Origin of the sequence: Bacillus sp. FSL R9-9410 (assembly GCF_038050385.1) — a bacterium.
GTDB classification, from domain to species: Bacteria; Bacillota; Bacilli; order Bacillales; family Bacillaceae_G; genus Bacillus_A; species Bacillus_A cereus_U.
Genome location: NZ_JBBOTV010000001.1, coordinates 3,583,283 through 3,605,205 on the forward strand (window position 1 = coordinate 3,583,283; position 21,923 = coordinate 3,605,205).

Here is a 21,923-nt window from a genome sequence, read left to right on the forward strand (position 1 = left end):
ATAACGTCACCTCATCCCCCCTTATTTTTTATACATTTGATCGAATACGCCGCCATCATTAAAATGCTTTTCTTGCGCTTTTTTCCAGCCTCCAAATAGTTCATCTACTGTAAATAATTGAACTTTCGGAAATTGTGACGCGTACTTTTCTGCTACTTTTTCATTACGAGGGCGATAAAAGTTTTTCGCCGCAATTTCTTGCCCTTTTTCTGAATACAAATACTCAAGATATCCTTCTGCTACTTTTTTCGTTCCTTTTTTATCAACGACTTTATCTACAACGGCTACTGGCGGTTCTGCAAGTATACTAATCGAAGGCGTTACAATTTCGAATTTATCTTTTCCAAGTTCTTTTTGTGATAATAATGCTTCATTTTCCCAAGCGATTAACACATCACCAATTCCTTTTTCAACGAAAGTCGTCGTTGCCCCGCGTGCACCAGAATCAAGCACTTCTACGTTTTTATAAATTTGGCCGACAAACTCTTTCGCTTTATCTTCACTATTGTTATATTTCTTTAGTGCGTATCCCCAAGCTCCTAAATAGTTCCACCGTGCTCCTCCAGATGTTTTTGGATTCGGTGTAATGACAGACACACCTTTTTTCGTTAAATCATCCCAGTCTTTAATCCCTTTCGGATTTCCTTTTCTCACAAGAAATACAATCGTTGATGTGTACGGAGTAGAATTATCCGCAAGTCGCTTCTGCCAATCTTCTGCTAGTTGTTTCTTCTTACTAATTGCGTCAATATCATAAGCGAGCGCTAATGTTACAACGTCTGCTTCTAAGCCGTCAATAACGGAGCGTGCCTGACTTCCAGATCCCCCGTGTGATTGCTTTACATTTACTGTTTGACCATGCTTCTCTTTCCAATACTTCGCAAAGTCTTTATTAAAATCTTGATACAACTCACGCGTTGGGTCATAGGAAACATTTAAAAGTTCAACTGTCTTCTTATCCCCGCCTCCTTCAGAATTACTAGTGGATGTTGCCGAACCACACCCCGATAAAAGAACAAATGCTGACAATAAGACACCTGTACTTTTCATAAGCGCTGTCTTACCCCACTGTTTCATATATAAAGCCCCCTTAGTTTGTACAATAGAAAAAGGCACACAATCTATTCACAAAAGTGAACGTTGTGCGCCTTCAGTTTCTCTGATGAGCTTCTATTGTATTCTGTTTGATTTCTTTTCATTTTAATTCCGTAATTCATATGTGTCAACTTGGAATTTGTTTTTTCTTAATAAACAAAAATCAGTGAGGATAATCCCCCACTGATTAAAGTTTCACTTTATTTCTTCAACTTATCTGTCTTCGCAATAAATTGAGCTGCTTCCGCGCGGCTTACCGCTTTATCTGGAGCCCAACCATTATCTGTTCCAACTGAAATATTTTCTTGGATTAAAATATTGGCATACTTCGCGCCCCAATGATTTTTTAAGTCCGCAAACTCTTTTGGTAGTTTAATATTTTCATTTCTTTCTAATTTATATGCATTTACTAGCATAGTAGCCATTGATGCACGGTTAATTAGTCCGCTCGGATTGAAGTTACCCTGCTCATCACCCTTTACAATACCAGCTTTTTCAACTGCTGCGATGTATGGTGTAGCCCAATGATTTTGCGCATCCGGGAATGATGGCTTCGCATCTTTATTAATTTCTAATCCTAAAACAGTAGCTAATATTTTTGCTGCTGAACCACGATCGATATTTTCAGCTGGTGCAAATGTACCATCTGGCTTACCGTGTACTGCCTCTTTATCTACTAAATATTGAACTGACTCTTGTGCCCAAGTCGGTACATCTGAGAACTTAGATTTCTTTTCAATTGCACTCGCATCGATTTCAAACTGCACTTGATATTTATGATCATATTTAATTGCTGGAATTAATATATGCATTTGCATATTATATTTTTTCGAGAACTCATCGATTTCAAATTGAATAACTTTCGTACCATTATTTGTTTTATCTTCAGAGATCACTTTCACATCATGGAACGTCCCTAATTTATTAGTATCTTCTACTTTAAGATATTGGAAATAGCTACTATCTTGAACTGTTAACGTAACGATTTTTTTGTCACCTTGAATTGTTACTTTTGCATTTTTTAAATATGTAGAAGCAACAGATGTTTCATTCGTTTGATCTTTATAAGTTTTTAAAGTAACGTCATATGTGCCATCTGCAAGTTTACTAGCTGCCTTCATCTCGATCACATCTGCTTTTGCAATTGGTGCATTGAAACCACTTAGTGGAACTGCTAAAGTTGCTGCTATAACGAATGCATTAATATATTTTTTCTTAATCATTATCAACATGACATCTCCCTTTATATAAATATACCCAACATAACTATCATATTGATAATGATTATCAATGTCAAATAAAAAATTAAACGAGTACTACCTACTTATTACATAAATATGCTTTCCGATCATTTTTAAACAATAAATAATGAGCAGTATGCACTTTTCTCTCTAAATAGTCTAATGAATACGTACCCGATGGATCCACTAAATCCCCAATCGCTCCTGAAAGGTGATCAATTACTTTTTGCAATGTTTCTAAGTTCTTCTTTTCATTCTCCATATTCATTTCATCCATAATGTCACAAATCAGATATTGCACTTTCCGTAAGCGTAATTCCTTCTGCTCCACGTATATCGCCTCCTTATTATTCATATTACGGTTTAAATATATGGGCTTATAGCTTAGCCAATTCTAAAAAATAAAGTGAAACTTTAATCAGTAGGGATTTTGTCCATCCACACGAATTGAGCTTTTACAGGACAAAAAGATATCCATCTCTAAACATGTAGTCATAGAGATGGATATCTTTTTTTTATACTTGCAATGCCTTCTCTCTCAAAGCTCTTCTTAACAATTTACCAGTTGTATTCTTCGGCAATTCTGTTAAAAACTCAATACTCATTGGCACTTTATATTTCGCTAAATGTAACGTGCAGTAATGCGTAAGCTCTTCTTCTGTTACGCTCTTTTGTTTCAGAACGACGTAAGCTCGCACTGCTTCTCCTAAGTTTTCATCAGGAACACCGATTACGACAACTTCAGCTACCGAATCGTGAGTATATAATACTTCCTCTACTTCACGAGGATATACGTTATAACCGCCAACTAAAACAATATCTTTTTTGCGATCGACGATATAGAAGTAACCTTCTTCATCCATTTTCGCTAAGTCTCCTGTATATAGCCAGCCATCTTTAATTGTCGCCGCAGTATCTTCTGGCGCATTGTAATAACCTTTCATAACGTTAGGTCCGCGAACAATTAACTCCCCAACTGCACCAACAGGTACTTCTTCCCCAAGTTCATTCACAATTTTATTTTCTACGTGCCAAATATTCGTGCCAATTGATCCTGGTTTACGAGGACGGTCTAACGGGTTAAAACAAGTAACTGGTGATGCTTCTGATAAACCGTACCCTTCTGAAACGATAACGTCAAAACGTTTTTCAAAGTTTTTTAGAAGCGCAACAGGCATCGATGCACCACCTGAAATACAAAGGCGAAGTGTCTTCACATCTTCTGCGCTCGCTTCTTCAAATAAATATAAGTAATTATACATTGTCGGTACACCCGCAAAAATCGTTGGTTCATACGTACGACAAATGCGAAATACTTCTTTCGGACTAAACTTCGGTAACATTAAAATTGTTGCCCCGTTCACAATCGGCGCATTTACCGCAACCGTTAAACAGAACACATGGAACATCGGCAGTGCCGCAACGACGCGATCATCCGCAGTATATCGTAAATACGACGCCACATCGCTAGCATTACTATATAAATTTTTATGCGTTAACATAGCGCCTTTTGGCTTTCCAGTTGTACCTGAAGTGTATAAAATAACAGCTACATCTTCTTCATCTAGTTCAGGACCTTCGTAAGTTACATCTCCAGTTCCTATAAAACTAGTAAACGTTTTCATTTTTTCGGTTTCTATATGGTTAAAATCTGATGAGGTTTCGCATATGATGATATTTTCAAGTGAAGGAAGTCTTGTTGTAAGAGATTGTATAACAGGTAGAAGGACGTCGAGTACGATGATTGTTTTTACATCTCCATTTTGTAATATGTAATGTATTTCGTCTGCTGTATAAATTGGATTAATCGGAATGACAGTTGCTCCGGCTTTCATTGTTCCGTATAAACCGACTAAAAAATGTGGTGAATTGCCTACAGCTAATGCGACATTGTCCCCTTTTCCAATGCCCATTTTTGCTAAATTACTAGAAAACCTAGTGACCATTTTGTTTAATTGGTCATACGAGACCGACTGATCCATAAATATGTACGCCGGTTTATTCCCCTTCGTTTTTGCCGTTTCAGCCAAAGATTGAACGAGATTCACACAAACCCCACCTTTATAAAATTTAGAATATTTAAAAATTCTAAATTAATTATATTAAAAGAAAATTAAAGTAGCAAGTGATATTCTATTAATCGAATATAGAGTAACCACTTTCTTCCAGAATACTTTAGTAAGATACGAGAATTGCATGTGAAAGAAACAGGTACAAACATATAGTTAAACTGTAGCTAAAATCATTGTAGGATAATATGCACTCATCTTTCCGCTAAGTTTTTCAACTTCCTCTTTATTTAAAGCCGCGTCCGCTCCATTTTCATGAACGTACACTGTAACATATAATGTCGGTAATCCCTTATTGTCTTCATCTATCGACAAGACAACATCTGGCGTTTTACCAACGCTACTAAACGTTTCATTTCTTTTCCATTTCTTATTTTGAAACATAGTTTGTATATCATTTATTTTTTGTTTGTTATCTGTATGCGTATAATATATGACATTATCCTCCGCTGGCTTTCCAATAGACAAAGTCGTACGGTTTGAAGAAGTTTCATCGTTACAAGCTGTCATTCCGATGACGAAGCTGAGCAATAATACAACGTACATTACTCTTTTCATTTTGATTCGCCTCCTTTTATCATATATATTCCTTTATAAGGAGCAGATGTCCTGTGAATATACGTTTTTCGGTAAGTGAAATTATATCGGCGATTTTTCGAATATATCGACCGTAAACCAATTTATATCAGCGATTCTTGAAATATATCGATTTACCGACAAAACCTGACAATCTATATACAAAGAAAGAGGCTGCCATTTGACAGCCTCTTCTGTTTAGAAGAATAAATGCAAGAAATCTTCTGTTGTAATATTACCGAAATAGCGTGCGATATCTACGCCTTCTAAAGCTACAGTGAATGTATCTTTATCAAATTGTACGCCTGTTAGACGTTCTTCAATGTCATGAACATCTAGTGATCCGAAGAAATCACCGTAAATTTTACATTCTGTTACTGTTCCTTTTTTCACTTCAAGACGAACATCAACTTGTCCAACTGGGAAGCGGTGTGAATGTTGTAAGTTGAACTTCGGAGACTTCCCGTAGTTCCAGTCCCAATTGCGGTAACGTTCTTCAGAAATTTTATAAATCTCTTTCCAATCAGCTTCTGTTAATTCGTACGTTGGAATTTCTGTTCCTCCTTCGAAAATTGTTTCTAGAAGAAGTTGTCTAAACTCTTCTGTCGTCATTTTTTCGTTTAAGAACTCTGTAATATTCGCAACGCGGCTACGGATTGATTTAATTCCTTTTGATTGAATCTTATCCATTTTTACTTTTAGTGCTGATACAACGTGATCGATTTCAGAATCAAATAGTAACGTACCGTGACTAAACATACGACCTTTCGTTGAGAACTGCGCGTTACCTGAAATTTTTCTACCTTCAGCTAAAATATCGTTACGACCACTTAACTCTGCATTTACGCCTAATTTACCAAGCGCTTTCGTTACAGGTTCTGTGAATTTTTTGAAGTTGCTGAAACTATCTCCATCATCTTTCGTAATAAAGCTGAAGTTTAAGTTTCCTAAATCATGATATACTGCGCCCCCGCCTGATAAACGACGAACGACATGAATGCCTTTTTCTTTTACGTAATCTGCATTAATTTCTTCCACTGTGTTTTGGTTTTTACCAATGATAATCGAAGGCTCATTAATGTAGAACAGTAAATATGTTTCGTTAATATCTAAATTTTTAACACAATATTCTTCAATCGCTAAGTTTATCGTAGGATCTGTAATCCCTTTATTATCAATAAATAACATCGTATCACCTCATGAATTCCAAACGTAACCACTATGCGCAAGCGTAATATGGCCACTGAAAATTTGTTTTGCTTCTGTTACTAAATCAGATGGATTGCCTGTATGCGGCAAATGCGTTAATAAAAGTTCTTTTACATTCGCAGTTTTCGCAATACTTGCTACTTCTGTACTATTCATATGCCCTGCTTTGGCAGCCTCTTGATTTGCATACATATTACATTCACAAATGAAAAGATCAGCATCTTTTGTGAACGGAATAAATTCAGGAATATAACTTGAATCTGCACTGTATACAACAACATCATCGCCAGCTGTAATACGCATCGCAAAGCATGTAACAGGATGAACAGTTTTTAAGAATGAAATGGAGAACGGTCCAATTTGAAGTGTTTCTTCTGGATTGTACGCGATTCCTTTCGTATGCGGTTCATGCGTTAAAGAATGGAATCCATTCTCATCAAACGAATGACCGTATATTGGTAACTCCGGTAGTTGTCCTTTTGTCACACTCGTAATTAATCTTGCATATTGCAATACTCCAATATCGGCAACATGATCGTGATGATAGTGCGACAATACAACTGCATCTATATCAGATGGTGTTATATATTTTTGAAGCTGTGCTAGTACACCACTACCACAGTCTACAAGTAAACGAAAACCATCGTGTTCAAACAAATACCCCGACGTTGCTTCTCCCGCTTCTGGAAAGCCGCCCCAAAAGCCGACAACAGTCATCTTCATATGTATCCATCCTTTCTAAAACCGTGTAGGAATGCCGTTTTTCTCCGTACTTGAGAAAGTTTTTTACTTACATCCTACATTGTTAACTATAATCCATTTCCTAAACTTTTTCATTAATTTTCAATTTTGTTATAAAACAGTTGTTGACTTTTGTTTTTTGTACTAATACAATGATAGTAAGAAATGGAAATGGAGGGATTGACATGATTGATCAACCAATGGAGTTTTTCCGAAATTTACCGACGAAAACTTGTGCACACTGCGGGAAGGAAATTGATGAGCAACACGAAGCATACCATAACAAATGTGACGATTGCGTTCACGAAGAATAGTAGTTTGTGAACATAAAAAAACCTAGCAGACATAGTCTACTAGGCTAATAACATCGTATCCTTCATCGTTGAACCTTTCACCAAGAGCTCCAGTTCAAACTCATACAATTCTTTTTGTCGATAATTTTTCGTATGGATTTTATCCATCATTAATTCAACAACTTTTCGGGCCATCTCGTCGATTGGCTGTTCAATTGTCGTAATACCTGGCTCTGTAATCTGCGCTAAAATTTGATTATCAAAACCGATCACAGCGAGATCTTCTGGAATACTCCAACCATGGCTTTTCGCCTCTGAGATAATTCCAGCTGCAACCTCGTCGCCTCCTGCCAAAATCGCGGTAGGATTTTTTTTGTCCTTTAATACTTCATGGAATATTCGTTTTCCATCGTCCCAAGAGAAAGCGTTTTCAAGAAAATCGATTGCTTCCACTTCTCTACTCTTTTCAGTAATCGCGCGTAAAAAGCCCATTTTTCGCTGTTGGCTCACTACTTTCGTTTCGTTACCACGGCAAAAAATAAGATTACGATATCCTTGTTCTAATACATGATTGGCAGCTATGTATGCTCCCTGTGCATGATCAAATTTCACTGTTGGAACATTTGCTTCCTCAATATATTCATTACATAACACGATTGGACCGTGTTGCAAGTATGGCTCCACATTCTCCCATGGATTTTCTAGTGAACATAGAATAATCCCATCTACTTGTTTCGTAGATAATAATTGTAAATACTCCATCTCTTTTTCCGGTAAATATCTTGTTTGACAAATAATCAGTTTATATTTATGTTCAGAAGCAGCAATCTCGATTGCTTCAATAAATCTACTAAAAAAAGGATTTGTAATCCTTGGAACAAGCACCGCAATTGTTTCTGTTTTTTGTTTACGAAGCCTTCTCGCCGCAGAATTAGGAACGAAGCCTAAATGCTTCATTGCTAATTGAACCCTTTTCTTCTTCTCATCTGAAACATATGGATGATTATTGATCACCCTAGAAACCGTTGTTCTTGATAACCCCGCTAATTTCGCCACGTCCTCGATAGTCGACACGAAATTTCCCCCTTTGCATGAAAACGTTTTCTTATCCTGATTATATAGTATATTATTGGAAACTGCAATATAGGTTCTTATGATTTTACTATATTAATATTATACATAGGGAAAAGTCTGTTAATGGCAGGAAATTACACACTACTTTTAGAATTTCACAATGGGCATATGAAAAAAGATGTACATACCATAACGTATATACACCTTCTTAATTAATAAGAATTCTATTCAATATAAAAACCCATCAATACGTCGTCTCCATATGATCCATCTTCATATTTAATTTGCTTTCTTTGCCTTCCTTCTTCTACAAAGCCCATACGTTTATACACTTTAATTGCCCTATCATTAATAGAAACTACGCCTAAGCAAATTTTCTCTAAACCATTCTGCCCTTTAGCCCAGCTAATAAGAAATTCAATTAGCTTCGTACCAATGCCTTGATTACAGTACGCCTCTCTAATCCCCATTCCCATTGTGCCTGCATGTCGTAAGCGTTCTAGTTCATATCGATTGAAAAGTAAAAAGCCAACGACCTTACTATCTACTTCATAAACTATGTAAAGATTGCCTTTCTCACTACTTTTCCGTATCTTTTCTCTTTCTAAATCAATATCATTTGGTAATTTATTTGGAGATACTACAAAAAATTTTGTAGTAGTTTCCGATAATATAATTTCTTTTCTAATATCCATCATTGATTCCGCATCAACCTCTTTTGCTAATCGTATCACCGAATCACCTCGTACCTTTTTCTTTTAAAAATAATATTGGAACTATCAAACTAAGAATCTCTAAAACGCTCAATATGCAACATTGCATATTGAGCATCTTTTCACTTTTGATACAATATCCTTACATCTATATAAAAGGAATGTATACAATGAATCCAATTTTAACAGCCGCAAAACAACTATTACATAACGAAGAAGTTATTGTAACTCTTCCCACTTCTTCCATACTTCTCTCCCGTTTATTTGGTATATATTATCCTCTCGATCCATAAACCCATGCACGATAAAGTGAAACTTTAATCAGTGGGGTTTTATTCATCCCCCACTGATTATTAGCCCTCACCAATCGGGCTTTTACGGGCAGCCCGACTCCCACCTATCCTTACGGTTTAGATATTTCCTGCATAAACCCAGCCATGCTCGCTAATAAACTAGTGAACACGAAAAGTACAATAATAAGAGGGATAAGTTTATCTTTATTTAAATTCGTAATCGTTTTCAAACCTATTCCTAATAAAACGTAATACCAAATATTAAATATATCTATTCTTTGAGCAATTGTATGCAGAATCATATTATCTGTCGCTATTGCACCTAAACCTGTATAAGATATCTCATATCCACTTAGAGAAAATGCAATTAATCCGTTTAAAATCATCCCTATCCTTAATACAAACGAAGCATAAATAATTACCGGGAATGTTTCTTTATAGTTAATATCAACTCCAAAAAAAATCATAATATTCTTGTAGAATATAGGGGCAAAAAATATAGCTACGATTCCACTAACTGCGGATATTCCAAATGTGGTAAAGAAAGTTATGTATTTTGGAACAGTAAATCCTGTTTTATCATGAAACATACTAAGTGCAGGATTGTTTAAAGTATTCCAAGACATTAAAGAACTTGAAATTATAATAAGTACCATTAAAAGAGCTAGTGGAAACAATATATTTCTTTGATTCTTCATCCTTTTGAATTGTAGTGTTGGCGAAGTAAATATCCCCAAAATCGATGGTTTTCCAGAAATCTCTTCATGCATAAGACTACTAGCTTGCAAGAAAATCCCCCTTCCTCATTACATTTATAACTCTTCCCATTTCCTCCATACTTCTCTCTCATTTATACGATACACATTATCCTCCCGATCCATAAATCCATGCACGATAAACTCTCGTCTAATCGTACAAAAATCATCATGATATTGTTTTATGAATGTATTAATTTCTTTTTCCGTATACTGATTTTCAGCGTTTAATTTGCTAATCAAATGCTCTAACAATACTAGTTTTTTCTTCTTTTGACCTGGAATCGATTTTAAGCGGTCCTCTTTATCAAAAAAGTTACGAATGGTTGTATCACGAAATTTCATTTCACTTTCGGTCATTTTGTTGCCCTCCATCAGTTTTTATGTAATAAAACCTTATTGTTTGTCCTTACCATTTTTCTTCATTCTTTCACTTACAACATCCATAAAGTAATACCCACTAATTAGCACATAGTAGACTAAAAGTATTCCTAGTGCATCTTTCATATTTATATATTTTTTCTTTATGAAACAAGATAGGTGAAAGGGCGTAAACAAGAAAGATGATTAGCGGATTTACGATAAAATAATAAGTAAGATTTCCTTTCATCATATCAACTCCTCTATTCTAGTTTTCTCTGTAAATTGTTGTAATTCCTTTTCACTTTTACTCCTCTCATCCACACTTTTTTAATTTATTTATCACCCTTATATTTGTAACTTATTATTCAAATTAATAATTCCATATGGTAAATTATGTTACAATCCATTTATACATACTTTGGAGGGTACATAGTGAAAAAAGCTATTATAGTATTAAGCATCCTATATCTTATTTTAACTGTACATACAGGAGCTGTTCTTTTAGGAAAAAAAGATTATAGAAGTGCTATCAATACATTACAAGAAACGAAAGAAGTCTCTTCTTTTCAATCTGCAAAAGATGGTGTAATTTTATTAAAAGGGACGTTAACTACTGCGCAACCTATTACAGAAGAAAAATTTCAAAATAAAGAATTCGCACTCCTTGAAATTAATACTTATAAACATCGAAAGGCAAATTGGATAAACATTGATACTGAGCAGCATATTGCAAAGCAACTCTTATTAAACAATGAGACTCTTCCTGCATTAAAAGAAATCCGTTTTTCAATGGAGCCAATTACACTGTTAGGAAAAGATATTTCCACCGAAGATTACTCACTAAAAAAGGATGATACTCAATTAACAATTAAAGGTAAGGGATACCGATATACAGGAATAGAAAACAAATCAGATACTCTTATTTTTGGTATAAAAAAAGGAGATACACTTGAAGGGTATAGTGGCTCAAAAATTCTAATAGGAAAAACAAAAGAGGACATTGCCAGTAACATGAAACTATATACTTTTGCTGAAAGATATGGTCCATTTGTTTGGATTGTAGCAACAATTATTCTTATAAGTATTGTTATATACTTGTTCCGTAAAAATAGAAAAACAAATGAACTTTCTCAACCAATAAAACAAGACCAATAAAAAAGGCACCATTTCGGTGCCTTTTTTTATTGGTCTTATTTAAGCTTCAACCGATTGATTCTCAGCAATATTTTTAAACTGTCGCTTATGCATCCAAGTTAATGAAGCAATTGTTCCAAGTGATAATAAAACGATAAAGATCATGAGTATCCCTATATTTTGCCACATGAAGTTAAAATCACCGCTTGATACGACTGCTTTAAATCCTGATACAGAGTATGTCATCGGTAGCCAAGCATTAAATGGTTGTAAATACTTCGGAATTAACTCTAGCGGGAATGTTCCAGCGCTTGTTGTAAGCTGTATAATTAATGTTAAGATCGCAATGAAACGGCCCGCATCACCGAATGCTGTTACTAAACATTGAATTAATGCGATGAATGCTAGACTTGTAACGATGCTAAAGAGTATGAAGTATGGAATGCTTTGTACTTCTACACCTAATCCAAACAGTAATATGACATCTGCTACTATTGCTTGAATAATACCGACTGATAATAAAACACCAAACTTACTAATAAACCAACTAAATCCTGATTTTGGAACGCCGACTGTATCGCGTAATGGGTATACGATAGATAATAGTAATGCCCCAACGAATAAACCGAGCGATAAGAAATACGGTGTGAATCCTGTTCCGTAGTTTGGAACTTCCGCCATTTTCTCCGTCTTCACTTTTACAGGACTTGCAAACATATCATACGTTTTATCCGTCCCTTTCACTTCACCAGTTTTCTCTGCCCCTTCACCAAGTTTCTCAGCAAGTTCACCTGAACCGTCGTTTACTTTTACGAGGCCATCTGTTACTTTACCAGATCCGTCTGCTAGTTTATTTACGCCGTCGATTAGCTGGGTTGAGCCAGTTGACAATGTACTTAATCCTGTTGTTACTTGGCCAGAGCCATTTGCTAATTGCGTTATTCCGCCTGACATTTGGCCCGCTCCTGCAGATAATGTACCTAAGCCGCCTGTTACTTGGTTTGACCCGTCTGCTAATTGATTTACTCCTACAGATAATGTACCTAAACCGCCTGTTACTTGGTTTGAGCCATCTGCTAATTGATTTACTCCTACAGATAATTGACCTAATCCTGCTGTCACTTTTCCAGATCCGCTTTGTAATTGCGTTACTCCATCAATTAATTGAACTGATCCATCTTTTAATTTATCGGCACCTATTTTTGCATTATCTAATCCCTCACCAAATCCATGAAATTTACTAACAAATTCATTTTGTACATTCGTTAGTTTCTCAATACCACCTGCTAGCGTTTTCACTCCTTCTGAATTTGGTAATTTGTTTTGCAGTCCATTTGTTGTTTGATGTATTTCGCCTTTTAATTGTTTTACTTCTTCATTTAATTTATTCGTTCCACCTGCTACTCCGACAGCTTTTTGCTGAACTGTCGCTGTACTTTTTACAGCACTTGTTATGAATGGTTGTAATTGCTCTTGATATTCTTTCGGTAAACTTTCAATTTGCTTTTGTAAATTCGCTACCTCTTGCGCTGCATTTTTTGCATCTCCTGCTGTTGATTGCGTAAGTTCATTTAACTGCTTTACATTCGCCCCAGCTCCATCTATTTTCTCATTTACTGTATTCAATATAGAAGGGCCTTTTGACTGCATTTCCTCTAAACCTGCAGCAGAACTTTTCACTTTACTATTTAAATCTTGCAATCCCTTTTGAATCGCTTGAGAACCTTTCTCTAATTGACTTTGCCCTTCAACAAGTTTCCCCATACCATTTGATAGGTCAGTTGTTCCTGTTTGTAATTCACCGGATTTACTTACTAGTTTGTTCAAGCCACCGGTCACTTTCTCAGATCCATCACGCAATTCACCCGTTTTGCTATTTAACGTATTTAAACCGTTCGTTACTTTTCCGGAGCCGTCTACTAATTTCCCAATACCCGCATTGCTATTTAGTACATGTAAACCATCTGTTACTTTTCCGGATCCATCTACTAATTTTCCGATACCTATTTGCATCTCACCTGTTTTACTATTTAACGTATTTAAACCTGCTGTTACTTTCCCAGATCCATCAAATAGTTTCCCTACACCTGTCTGTATCTCCCCAGACTTCCCTTGAAGTGTATGGAGCCCATCCGTCACTTTACTTGATCCATCATGCAACTCACTAGCTCCATCATGTAACTTATTTGCTCCATCCGCTCCATCTGCTAATCCTTTTGAGACGTCTTTAATGGAATCAAACATTTTCTCTGCATATGTTTTCGTTAACGTGCTTGATACTTCACCTTTAATTTTTTCAATGGCTGTTCCGCCAATTTGTGAAGATAAGAAGTTTAAACTTTCATTTGGAATATATTCTAAGTTCAATGGTTTCGGATCGTCTTTTAATAACGTTGTAGCGTTACTTGAGAAGTCATCTGGAATACGTACTAACATGTAATACTTTCTGCCTTCCATTCCCTCTTTCGCTTCTTTTTCACTTACAAATTCCCATTTAAAACTTTTATTATCTTTTAAGTTATCAACGAGCCCTTTCCCGACCTCAATTGGTTTCCCATCAAGTTCTGCACCTTTATCTAAATTGACTACCGCAACTGGCAAGTCATCTAGCTGTTCATACGGATCCCAAAAGGCCCATAAAAACATACCCGCATATAAAATCGGTACAAATAAAACCGCAATGATTGGGATTAATATTTTTTTACTTTTTATAATCTCTACAAATTCTTTACTAAGCAACTTATGCCATTTCATAATTTATCCCCCTTTTTAAAAATGACCAAAATTGATTTATGGTCATTTTTACCCAAATAAAAAGGCTATATCTGTTCATACATATGCCTTATCCCCGAATTTATACTATGCACATTTTCATCTACATGATTATATTTAACCATCCTCCTTATACGATTGACCAATTTGTTCAATTAGTCATTTTTTATAATATTAAAAGGATTATCTTAATTTGACAATCCTTTTAGTAAATAAAGTTCGAATAATTCCGATATTTTTTCTTTTTCTAACGGTTCATGATTTTTTTCCCAATCAAAAATAAGCGATACGTATAGGCGAAGCATAATAAACGCTGTAATTTCTGGATTACATTTGCTAATTTCACCCTTTTCAATCGCAATTTCTAAATACGATTGAATAACAGAAACGATTTCCACATCTACTTGTTGCATCACTTCTTGTACTTCTTTCGTTCCCATATCGCGCTCTTCTTGAATTAATTTAATCATGAGCTGATGTTCTTTTCTAAATTCTAATATGCTATATAATGCTCTATGTACATTTTCAAAAAATGAAATATCTGAACGAATTGCATTTTCTGCAACTTGCTTCATCTCTGTAATTAAATTAGAAATAATTTCACCAAATAGCTCTTCTTTATTTTTGAAAAAAGTATAAATCGTTCCTTTTCCTACATTCGCTAACTTCGCAACTTGATCCATCGTTGTTGCTTTATAACCGAACGCTGAAAAAGACTTTGTTGCAGCTTCAATAATAGAACGTTTTCGATCTATCGCCACATCGTCACCTCCAAAAATGACCAATTGGATAATATAGTCAATCAGTACATCTTTGATATTACCACACGCTTACATTCTATACAAGTTCTCTTTTTTATTATTTCCAGTATAAAAAATTCCAGTCAAGTTATATCATACTGTCCATAGTGTATCAAAAAGTATACTTGTATGGAAAGCAAGAATATATTCATAATAATTGCTGGCTAAATCACACTAGAAATCTAATTAAATAGACAGTGTTCTTAAAACCAAAAGTTTAAGAACACTGTCTTTTATTTTGACATAGAAAGTAATATTTTCTCCATCTCTTTCTTAGTTAGCTCATCATCGATTATCTCTTCGTATATCTTTGTATCTCTTGTAAAAATATCATTCACTATGACAATTTGATACTCACTATTCTTACCTTGTGCTGGTACAAACATTTTGATCCCTTTTAACTTACCCTCTCCATGAGAAGATTTATTATAGACCATTCCTTTCCCGTCTAAACTATAACTTTCTAAATTATCTTCTCCAGGCATCATATAGTGTAGTGGATCCTTATTACCACCTACATACATCCTTGACTGATAAATTGTAAAACCATATTTCCCTTTTGTATATTCTGATTTAATAACTAATTCTACATCTCTTCCAAAATATGAGTCAGCCCATTCTCTCTTTAACTCATAACCTTCAGTTATATAAGTCGGCTGCTTAATTTGAAATGGTACATGATCTTTCGCTTCTTCTATAGTATATGTTAAAGACTTCTCCAGCTTATCTCCAAGCGGTTTTAATTTCTTCTCAATAGTAGCTAGTCTTTCTTGATCAGCTTTCTTCAAACGTTCAGGTTTAAATTCCTTTGTATCTCCATCATAATTCTCAGGCACATTTTTCTTAACCATTGCTTTTTTATGAATTTCTTTTGCTTCCTTAAAGAATTGAACATACTCATCAAATTCTTCTTTTGTAAAATTCTTTTCTGCCAAATACAAAAAATCTGTATCTCTTTTATATGACTTTATTGACATACCCCATTCTCTACTTGCATTCTCTGGTGTACCTAATACTGTTTCTATCGCTTTTTCAAATGCTGCTTTAGATTGCTTTTTTTCTACAACCTTTTCTTTCTGTCTTTCATCTCCCTCAGTTATCCTTGCATTTAATAAGAATCCTCCTGCTATAGCAGCTATAGCAATAATCCCGAGTAAAGAAAGACGATACGATTTCTTTTGGAACTTTTTAATCATAACGATTCTCCTTTTTAGTGTTCGTTTATTTCTACTTAAATTTGCTAAGCTTGGTACTTGATAGGAATAATGTTCTAAAAGGGTAATAATTGTATGACCGTATGCAATTTGCTCCTCTTTATCTATAAAAGTAAGCGCATATGCATCACAGGCTAATTCTTGATCTTCTCGCATACAGAAATAAGCATACCAAAGAATAGGATTGAACCAGTTTAATATGAGTAAACTGTACATAATCCAATTTACAGCTACATCTTTTCTCTTAATATGGGCTAACTCATGATAAAAGACATATTGTAATTGTTGCTCAGTTAATACTTTCATATGTTTTTTTGATAGTAATAATTTTGGACGAAAGAAACTAAACACAGTCGGACTCGAAATCTTTCCTGCTAGACGTAATGAAACTGCCTTCTTCATTTTCATAGACTGCTTGCAGCGATTAAATACTTTAACGACCTGTTCATCCGTAATATCCGGTTGTTTCTTTATGTACGAATATAAACGTCTATTTGTAATAAACGTTATGAATGCTAATACGATTACCCCAGCTAGCCAAACATATAGAGCCAGTTTGTATAAAGAAAATGTAGTATGTTGTTCCACACTCGTACTTACTTTATGTTCACTATTTTTTGGCACAGTTTCAGAATTTGATTTCAATTCCACTGTATGGTCGCTTTCTATGTTCACTATATTCTCAGGAGACGGCGTATTTTGTTGAATAACTTCCGATACACTAGAACTATAGGAAAGTAATGAATAAATACTATACGAGCTATCTGGTGACCATGGCAAAAGAAGTCTTATCATTAATACGATCCACAGCATATATTGCCACCGGGGTGTTAACTTATTTCTAAATAGAACTTTTATACATAAAATAAATCCAACTAATATGCTAGCCATAAGTGATGTTTCTATAAGCCAATCAAAAAAATGAGGAAGGTATACATTTATAAGCATGTCTATCATTTTTATCTATCCTTCCTCTTATTCTCCTCTGTCTTCTCGTCTAAAATGCGTTTTAGTTCATTAATATCTTCTGAAGACAATTTTTCTTCTTTTAAGAAATTGACAAGTAACGGCTTAAACGCCGCGCCGCAAAAACGCTTTAGTAAAGATTTCGTTTCAACTTGTAAATAGTTATCTTGTGATACTAACGGATAATACGCGTACATACGCCCTTTATCTTGATGGTAAGAAACAGCTTCCTTTTGTACTAACCGATTAATTAATGTACGAATTGTTTTCGGTTTCCAGTCCATCGCATCTTCCAGTTCTTCTATAATTTCATTCGCTGTTTGTGGAGAATTCGACCACAACACTTTCATAATTTCTAATTCTGCTTCAGATATTTTAGGTAATTTATTTGTCATATTGTTTTCCACCCCTCGTATTACATTTGTAATCTACTTTTAAGATTACAAATGTAATACTTAATTGTCAACCATATTTTAGAAAAAACAACTTTTGTAAGTCTTGTATTGAAACCTTACCTGACAACACTTAAATTTCTCGTTTTCTAATAAACAAATAAAAAAACAAGAAAATCCTTACATTTAATAGTAATATAGAAAGTAGACAGATTTATAAAAATAGTGGAGGCTTTTTCAGTCATGATGCGTGCGCTTCGTTTAAATATAAGGCAAGCTTTTTGTAATCGTGTTTCTTTAATTATTATGTTTAGTGGATTAGCTCTTATTTCTATTTATCATTATTATTATGTAATTCGTTATTCAGGAGACACAGCGAATGGGGCTATAGCAACTGCTTTTAAATGGATCGGGTTTCGTAATAATGAAATGGAGATTTATTTATTATTAATGCCTGTTATTGCAAGTTTACCATTTAGTACGAGTTATAATTCCGATAAATCCGATGGTTTCAAAACTTTTATAAGTAAGGAAATTTCCCTATTCTCGTATTCCTTTACAAAGTATATCGTTACATTTTTCTGCGGGGGATTTCTTTATACTTTACCGTTCATTCTTTCTTTATTACTTTGCAAATTAACAATTCCAAATGGAGATCCAACCGTCGGTACTAGCATGATAAATGGCAACGGAATGTTCGCAGAGTTATATTTCTCTTCTCCCATCACTTATATTTATCTATATATTGGGATTAATTTTTTATTCGCTGGTTTAATGGCCCTCTTAGGTTTAGCAGCGTCCACATGGTCACAAAAGGATTACATGGCACTTCTATTCCCATTGGCAGTTACTTCCATTCCCTTCGTCCTGCTAAATACAATATTCCCTACAATAGGCGGAGCACCTATTCACTTATATGATCCAAAACAACCATTACACGGGATGTCACCGTACATTTTACAATGTACATTTTTCTTCCTTGTCAGCTTATTCATGTACATAAAAGGATTACAACGGGACAAAAAAAGATATATGAGAAGACTTCAAAAACGAGATCGATGTAGAAAGGCTTTTCAGCCATTATAAAGTGAAACTTTAATCAGTGGGGGTTTTATCCATCCCCCACTGATTATTAGCCTTCACTAATCGGGCTTTTACGGACAGTTATCTCCCACCTAACTTCTTTGCTCCAACTGAATTTTGAGGTGGGAGTTTTACTGCCCGGCGAATAGCGGGATAAAAACCTAATTTCCTCACGTTATCTTGGAAATTAGTTTTTTTTATATTCATTTACGGCGTACCAGCCAATCCCCACAAAATAACAACAGCCGCGAAGTAAATTGCTTTAATAGCTACCACTAAACATAATGAAATAATTGCATATTTACTTAATTCTCTTCTTGCACCGATTAAAGTAAAAATAACCGCCAAACTAAACGTTATATAGGAAGTTGCTGTATTTAGTAAGTAATACATACTATCTAGATTCTGTGTAAGCCCTGTTATATCAGCTACAAACTGAAGCATGACGATCGTACTAAAAAAAATTGCAAGCTGATTCATTAATTTTCCGTTTATTCGGGCTACCATATGTCTACACCTCCCTTGTATTAAAGAATGAATATTCAATCTATTTTACCATAAGAATTCCTAATAATGTAAAAGAACGCTTAGTATATTTCTAAGCGTTCTTTCTCTACTATTTAAGAAGCCTTCTTCAAATCAATTTGAGCAAGTACTGGATCGTGGTCACTTACACGTCCATGTTCTTTCATAATGTTTGAGTTTAAGTGTACTGGGTCTACAATTGTGTGCGGTGCAATGTTATTTGTTACTAAAATATGATCTAGCACTTGTGCGTTACCTTCATGAATGTACGTGTAACGATTCTCTTTCGGCACTGTGTTTAACATATCTTTTAATATCGTTCCCTCTAGTGCTTCTAAAGGTTTAGAGAATTCAAAGTCATTCATATCACCTAATACAACAACTGGTGCATTTGTATTCTTTTTCTGAATATCTTGTACGAAATGATTCACTTCTTGTGCTAATTGAACTCGTTTTTCTTCACTCTTTAATACGAGCGGCTGTACTTTTCCAAATGGCGTTGCATCTCCTATTTTTGAGTTTAAGTGATTTGCAACGACAACAACGTTTTGTCCTTGGAACGTAAATTCTGCCGCTAACGGTTTACGTGTACTTTCAAATAATGAATTTTCGTCTCCGATACGAACAACATTTTTATCAAGTAACTTCGGTACTGCTGCTAGTTTCACACGTGATGGGTTATAGAAGAAACCGACGCGAATGTTAGCTCCTGGTGCTCCTCCGTCTTGATTGTTGTTTGGAGCGATTTCTACATACTCATACTTCGGACCACGAATTTCTACCACTGCATCAATGATACGTTTTGCGCTTAATGAAGCATCTGTTGTACCGTCATTAAGCGATCCGTTATTATCTTGCATTTCCTCTACACCGATAATATCAGGCATTTTCAAGTTATATTTAATAGAATAAGCTAACGCTTTTACCTTTTCATCTGTTGTTTCTTTTTTGTTCGCTGAGAAGTTTTCAATATTATATGTAGCCACTGTTAACTTATCAAGACGCGGCTGAATATTTGCCCCTACTTGCTTAAACCCACCGTCCACTACAGATGGTAATTCCGTTACTGGCGAAATGCGGAACGCACCGTAGTCATATCCTACTACGCCTGTTATATTACCAGTGAACGTATCTCCTACTTTCGCGACATAATCACGAGGTACTTTTACAGAAAGACGCTCTGGGTTTAATTGCTCTTTATCTAATAGCGGTGTACCATACTTCGTTATAACTTTATCCCCACCATTTTTTACTGTTACATATAGGTTACCATTTTTCTGAGGAGCGATAATTTTTGGTGTTGGCATCGTAACGCGCATGCCTTCTACACTCTCATAAAAATCAATTGCATCTTCGTTCGGATCAAATAGACCAAATCCATCATTATCAATAATTTGATCTGGGATTTTCACTCCGTTTTCTCCTAATACAATCGCTTCTGGTAAAGTCTGATTTTTTGCGATTATACCAATGCGACTCGCTTTAATTTCTGTCGTCGTTAAGTCTGTTTCAAATCGTTCTGCATATCCAGGTCCAACATATTCTTCTACTGCTCCATCAACTTGAATAAGATCTCCTACTGCTACATTCGCATCTTTTTTGTATACGTAAATACCTTCTGAAGTAGCTGGATCATTATCTGGCTGATTATCTTCTATATAAAAACCATTTTTATCAAGCGTTGTGACAACGCCTTCCACATTGTTTACTTTCTTCCCATTGTAAGGAGAAATATGTGATTTCCCTTGAATATCATGAATACGAACTGGTTCATTGTTTACGATAATAAATGAAAATGTTGAAATCGCTGAAGAAGTAAGCCCTTCTTTTTCTGCGATTGCTTTCACTACACTATTTTCATTCACTACAATTTGTCCGTTATAACGAACACTTTTATTTGTAGGATTAGAGCCATCTAACGTATAGTAGATTGTTGCTCCTTCTGTGTTCGTTGTTAAAGTTACCGCTGTTCCTTTTGCAACTTCCCCGCCATTTGGTGATGCCACTACATCGCTAACACGGTTTTGTTCTTCTCCTTGAAACTTATGAGCTGTTACTGATTTTAAACCTGGGCTACCGAAATATAACTCAAGCGTCCCTGTTAACCTAACTTTCTTCCCGATATTTTCAGGATGGTCTTTCACATTTACAGCCGATCTCACATCACCTTTTGGCAACTGAACAGGCATGATCTTGTCTGGATTTGTTTCGTTTGGCGAATCGGCAATTGCCACGTTTGTGTCGTCAAACTTAGCCGGATCTTTCGTGTATTTAGAAGGACTTTGCGTATACCCAACGATATATCCTTCCACTATCCCCTTCGTTTTCCCTTGCTGCTTGAATACTTGAATTGCTTTTTCTACTGACATAGAAGTAGTTTCTTCCGCTTGTGCTAAAGTTCCAGTAAATGAAAGCAATAGCAAGAATGATAAAAAGACACTTAACAATTTCTTCACAGCCATCTCCCTCTCCCTATTTCATATTTTCTCAGCAAGTCTATCATATCAAATGATTCGTTATATAGAACTATATTTCGACAACTTTTACACAAAATTCATCTAATTTACAAGTTTTCAAACTATAATACAAAATAATAATTTTACAGCTTCTACGAA

20 protein-coding genes and 2 pseudogenes are annotated in these 21,923 nt (G+C 35.2%); 3 read left to right on the top strand and 19 right to left on the bottom strand.

The features are described 5' to 3' along the window. Positions 1-21: 21 nt before the first annotated feature. From MKX77_RS18670 to MKX77_RS18700, 7 genes are all read right to left on the bottom strand, one after another. A complete protein-coding gene (locus tag MKX77_RS18670) occupies positions 22-1,077 on the bottom strand; it encodes a sulfate ABC transporter substrate-binding protein (RefSeq protein ID WP_002158956.1) in 1,056 nt (351 codons plus the stop codon). 218 nt (positions 1,078-1,295) lie between these two features. Then, positions 1,296-2,318 (bottom strand): S-layer homology domain-containing protein, encoded by a 1,023-nt coding sequence (locus tag MKX77_RS18675; protein ID WP_341307453.1) that lies wholly within the window; start codon positions 2,316-2,318, stop codon positions 1,296-1,298. Positions 2,319-2,415: 97 nt separating this feature from the next. After that, positions 2,416-2,667, bottom strand: coding sequence for a hypothetical protein (locus MKX77_RS18680; protein ID WP_002064161.1), 252 nt, complete (start codon positions 2,665-2,667; stop codon positions 2,416-2,418). A 184-nt stretch (positions 2,668-2,851) separates the two neighbouring features. Further along, positions 2,852-4,384 carry a fatty acid--CoA ligase family protein gene (locus MKX77_RS18685; RefSeq protein WP_341307454.1) on the bottom strand — a complete coding sequence of 511 codons (1,533 nt, stop codon included), beginning with the start codon at positions 4,382-4,384 and terminating at the stop codon, positions 2,852-2,854. A gap of 177 nt (positions 4,385-4,561) precedes the next feature. Continuing rightward, positions 4,562-4,963, bottom strand: coding sequence for a hypothetical protein (locus MKX77_RS18690; RefSeq protein ID WP_215555505.1), 402 nt, complete (start codon positions 4,961-4,963; stop codon positions 4,562-4,564). A 216-nt stretch (positions 4,964-5,179) separates the two neighbouring features. Then, complete coding sequence (locus tag MKX77_RS18695; protein WP_215555504.1) at positions 5,180-6,169, bottom strand: lipoate--protein ligase; 990 nt, start codon at positions 6,167-6,169, stop codon at positions 5,180-5,182. A gap of 9 nt (positions 6,170-6,178) precedes the next feature. Continuing rightward, complete coding sequence (locus tag MKX77_RS18700; protein WP_341307455.1) at positions 6,179-6,913, bottom strand: MBL fold metallo-hydrolase; 735 nt, start codon at positions 6,911-6,913, stop codon at positions 6,179-6,181. Positions 6,914-7,116: 203 nt separating this feature from the next. Between MKX77_RS18700 and yhfH the strand changes: the two genes are divergently transcribed. Then, on the top strand, positions 7,117-7,245 hold the full coding sequence (yhfH, locus tag MKX77_RS18705; protein ID WP_000567010.1) for a protein YhfH: 129 nt from the start codon (positions 7,117-7,119) through the stop codon (positions 7,243-7,245). A 39-nt stretch (positions 7,246-7,284) separates the two neighbouring features. Here the strand turns inward: yhfH and MKX77_RS18710 are convergent, their stop codons facing one another. From MKX77_RS18710 to MKX77_RS18735, 6 genes and pseudogenes are all read right to left on the bottom strand, one after another. After that, on the bottom strand, positions 7,285-8,298 hold the full coding sequence (locus MKX77_RS18710) for a LacI family DNA-binding transcriptional regulator (protein ID WP_215555502.1): 1,014 nt from the start codon (positions 8,296-8,298) through the stop codon (positions 7,285-7,287). Positions 8,299-8,522: 224 nt separating this feature from the next. After that, the gene (locus MKX77_RS18715) at positions 8,523-9,032 is read right to left on the bottom strand and encodes a GNAT family N-acetyltransferase (protein ID WP_341307456.1); all 510 of its coding nucleotides are present in this window, start codon (positions 9,030-9,032) and stop codon (positions 8,523-8,525) included. A gap of 198 nt (positions 9,033-9,230) precedes the next feature. Then, positions 9,231-9,332, bottom strand: a pseudogene (locus MKX77_RS18720) (DUF2087 domain-containing protein); the annotation flags it as partial. Between the two features lie 82 nt (positions 9,333-9,414). Beyond that, positions 9,415-10,092 (bottom strand): Yip1 family protein, encoded by a 678-nt coding sequence (locus tag MKX77_RS18725; RefSeq protein WP_341307457.1) that lies wholly within the window; start codon positions 10,090-10,092, stop codon positions 9,415-9,417. A gap of 24 nt (positions 10,093-10,116) precedes the next feature. Further along, positions 10,117-10,419, bottom strand: coding sequence for a DUF2087 domain-containing protein (locus MKX77_RS18730; RefSeq protein WP_141535390.1), 303 nt, complete (start codon positions 10,417-10,419; stop codon positions 10,117-10,119). Between the two features lie 36 nt (positions 10,420-10,455). After that, positions 10,456-10,672 (bottom strand): annotated as a pseudogene (locus MKX77_RS18735) (hypothetical protein). Positions 10,673-10,815: 143 nt separating this feature from the next. Here MKX77_RS18735 and MKX77_RS18740 point away from each other — a divergent pair. Next, positions 10,816-11,577: a hypothetical protein gene (locus tag MKX77_RS18740; protein WP_341307458.1), complete on the top strand. Its 762-nt coding sequence runs from the start codon at positions 10,816-10,818 to the stop codon at positions 11,575-11,577. Positions 11,578-11,616: 39 nt separating this feature from the next. On the opposite strand, the gene MKX77_RS18745 is transcribed toward MKX77_RS18740, so the two are convergent. From MKX77_RS18745 to MKX77_RS18760, 4 genes are all read right to left on the bottom strand, one after another. Then, positions 11,617-14,310, bottom strand: coding sequence for a YhgE/Pip domain-containing protein (locus MKX77_RS18745; protein ID WP_341307459.1), 2,694 nt, complete (start codon positions 14,308-14,310; stop codon positions 11,617-11,619). Positions 14,311-14,516: 206 nt separating this feature from the next. After that, entirely contained in the window at positions 14,517-15,089 is a 573-nt protein-coding gene (locus tag MKX77_RS18750) for a TetR/AcrR family transcriptional regulator (protein WP_341307460.1), read from the bottom strand. Positions 15,090-15,361: 272 nt separating this feature from the next. Beyond that, positions 15,362-17,299 (bottom strand): M56 family metallopeptidase, encoded by a 1,938-nt coding sequence (locus MKX77_RS18755; protein WP_341307461.1) that lies wholly within the window; start codon positions 17,297-17,299, stop codon positions 15,362-15,364. A gap of 2 nt (positions 17,300-17,301) precedes the next feature. Beyond that, positions 17,302-17,703 (bottom strand): BlaI/MecI/CopY family transcriptional regulator, encoded by a 402-nt coding sequence (locus MKX77_RS18760; RefSeq protein WP_341307462.1) that lies wholly within the window; start codon positions 17,701-17,703, stop codon positions 17,302-17,304. A gap of 240 nt (positions 17,704-17,943) precedes the next feature. On the opposite strand from MKX77_RS18760, the gene MKX77_RS18765 reads away from it, so the two are divergent. After that, positions 17,944-18,786, top strand: a complete 843-nt coding sequence (locus tag MKX77_RS18765) for a hypothetical protein (protein WP_215555496.1) — start codon at positions 17,944-17,946, stop codon at positions 18,784-18,786. A 204-nt stretch (positions 18,787-18,990) separates the two neighbouring features. Here MKX77_RS18765 and MKX77_RS18770 read toward each other — a convergent pair whose 3' ends face one another. After that, entirely contained in the window at positions 18,991-19,290 is a 300-nt protein-coding gene (locus MKX77_RS18770) for a hypothetical protein (RefSeq protein ID WP_215555495.1), read from the bottom strand. Positions 19,291-19,403: 113 nt separating this feature from the next. Beyond that, positions 19,404-21,770 (bottom strand): DUF6359 domain-containing protein, encoded by a 2,367-nt coding sequence (locus tag MKX77_RS18775; protein WP_341307463.1) that lies wholly within the window; start codon positions 21,768-21,770, stop codon positions 19,404-19,406. Positions 21,771-21,923 lie beyond the last annotated feature (153 nt).

What these genes read in the sequence shown, in the direction of transcription:
- MKX77_RS18670 (WP_002158956.1), bottom strand. Translation starts at nt 1,077, where the DNA reads ATGAAACAGTGGGGTAAGACAGCGCTTATGAAAAGTACAGGTGTCTTA.
- MKX77_RS18675 (WP_341307453.1), bottom strand. Translation starts at nt 2,318, where the DNA reads ATGATTAAGAAAAAATATATTAATGCATTCGTTATAGCAGCAACTTTA.
- MKX77_RS18690 (WP_215555505.1), bottom strand. Translation starts at nt 4,963, where the DNA reads ATGAAAAGAGTAATGTACGTTGTATTATTGCTCAGCTTCGTCATCGGA.
- MKX77_RS18695 (WP_215555504.1), bottom strand. Translation starts at nt 6,169, where the DNA reads ATGTTATTTATTGATAATAAAGGGATTACAGATCCTACGATAAACTTA.
- MKX77_RS18700 (WP_341307455.1), bottom strand. Translation starts at nt 6,913, where the DNA reads ATGAAGATGACTGTTGTCGGCTTTTGGGGCGGCTTTCCAGAAGCGGGA.
- yhfH (WP_000567010.1), top strand. Translation starts at nt 7,117, where the DNA reads ATGATTGATCAACCAATGGAGTTTTTCCGAAATTTACCGACGAAAACT.
- MKX77_RS18730 (WP_141535390.1), bottom strand. Translation starts at nt 10,419, where the DNA reads ATGACCGAAAGTGAAATGAAATTTCGTGATACAACCATTCGTAACTTT.
- MKX77_RS18740 (WP_341307458.1), top strand. Translation starts at nt 10,816, where the DNA reads ATGTTACAATCCATTTATACATACTTTGGAGGGTACATAGTGAAAAAA.
- MKX77_RS18745 (WP_341307459.1), bottom strand. Translation starts at nt 14,310, where the DNA reads ATGAAATGGCATAAGTTGCTTAGTAAAGAATTTGTAGAGATTATAAAA.
- MKX77_RS18755 (WP_341307461.1), bottom strand. Translation starts at nt 17,299, where the DNA reads ATGATAGACATGCTTATAAATGTATACCTTCCTCATTTTTTTGATTGG.
- MKX77_RS18760 (WP_341307462.1), bottom strand. Translation starts at nt 17,703, where the DNA reads ATGACAAATAAATTACCTAAAATATCTGAAGCAGAATTAGAAATTATG.
- MKX77_RS18765 (WP_215555496.1), top strand. Translation starts at nt 17,944, where the DNA reads ATGATGCGTGCGCTTCGTTTAAATATAAGGCAAGCTTTTTGTAATCGT.
- MKX77_RS18770 (WP_215555495.1), bottom strand. Translation starts at nt 19,290, where the DNA reads ATGGTAGCCCGAATAAACGGAAAATTAATGAATCAGCTTGCAATTTTT.
- MKX77_RS18775 (WP_341307463.1), bottom strand. Translation starts at nt 21,770, where the DNA reads ATGGCTGTGAAGAAATTGTTAAGTGTCTTTTTATCATTCTTGCTATTG.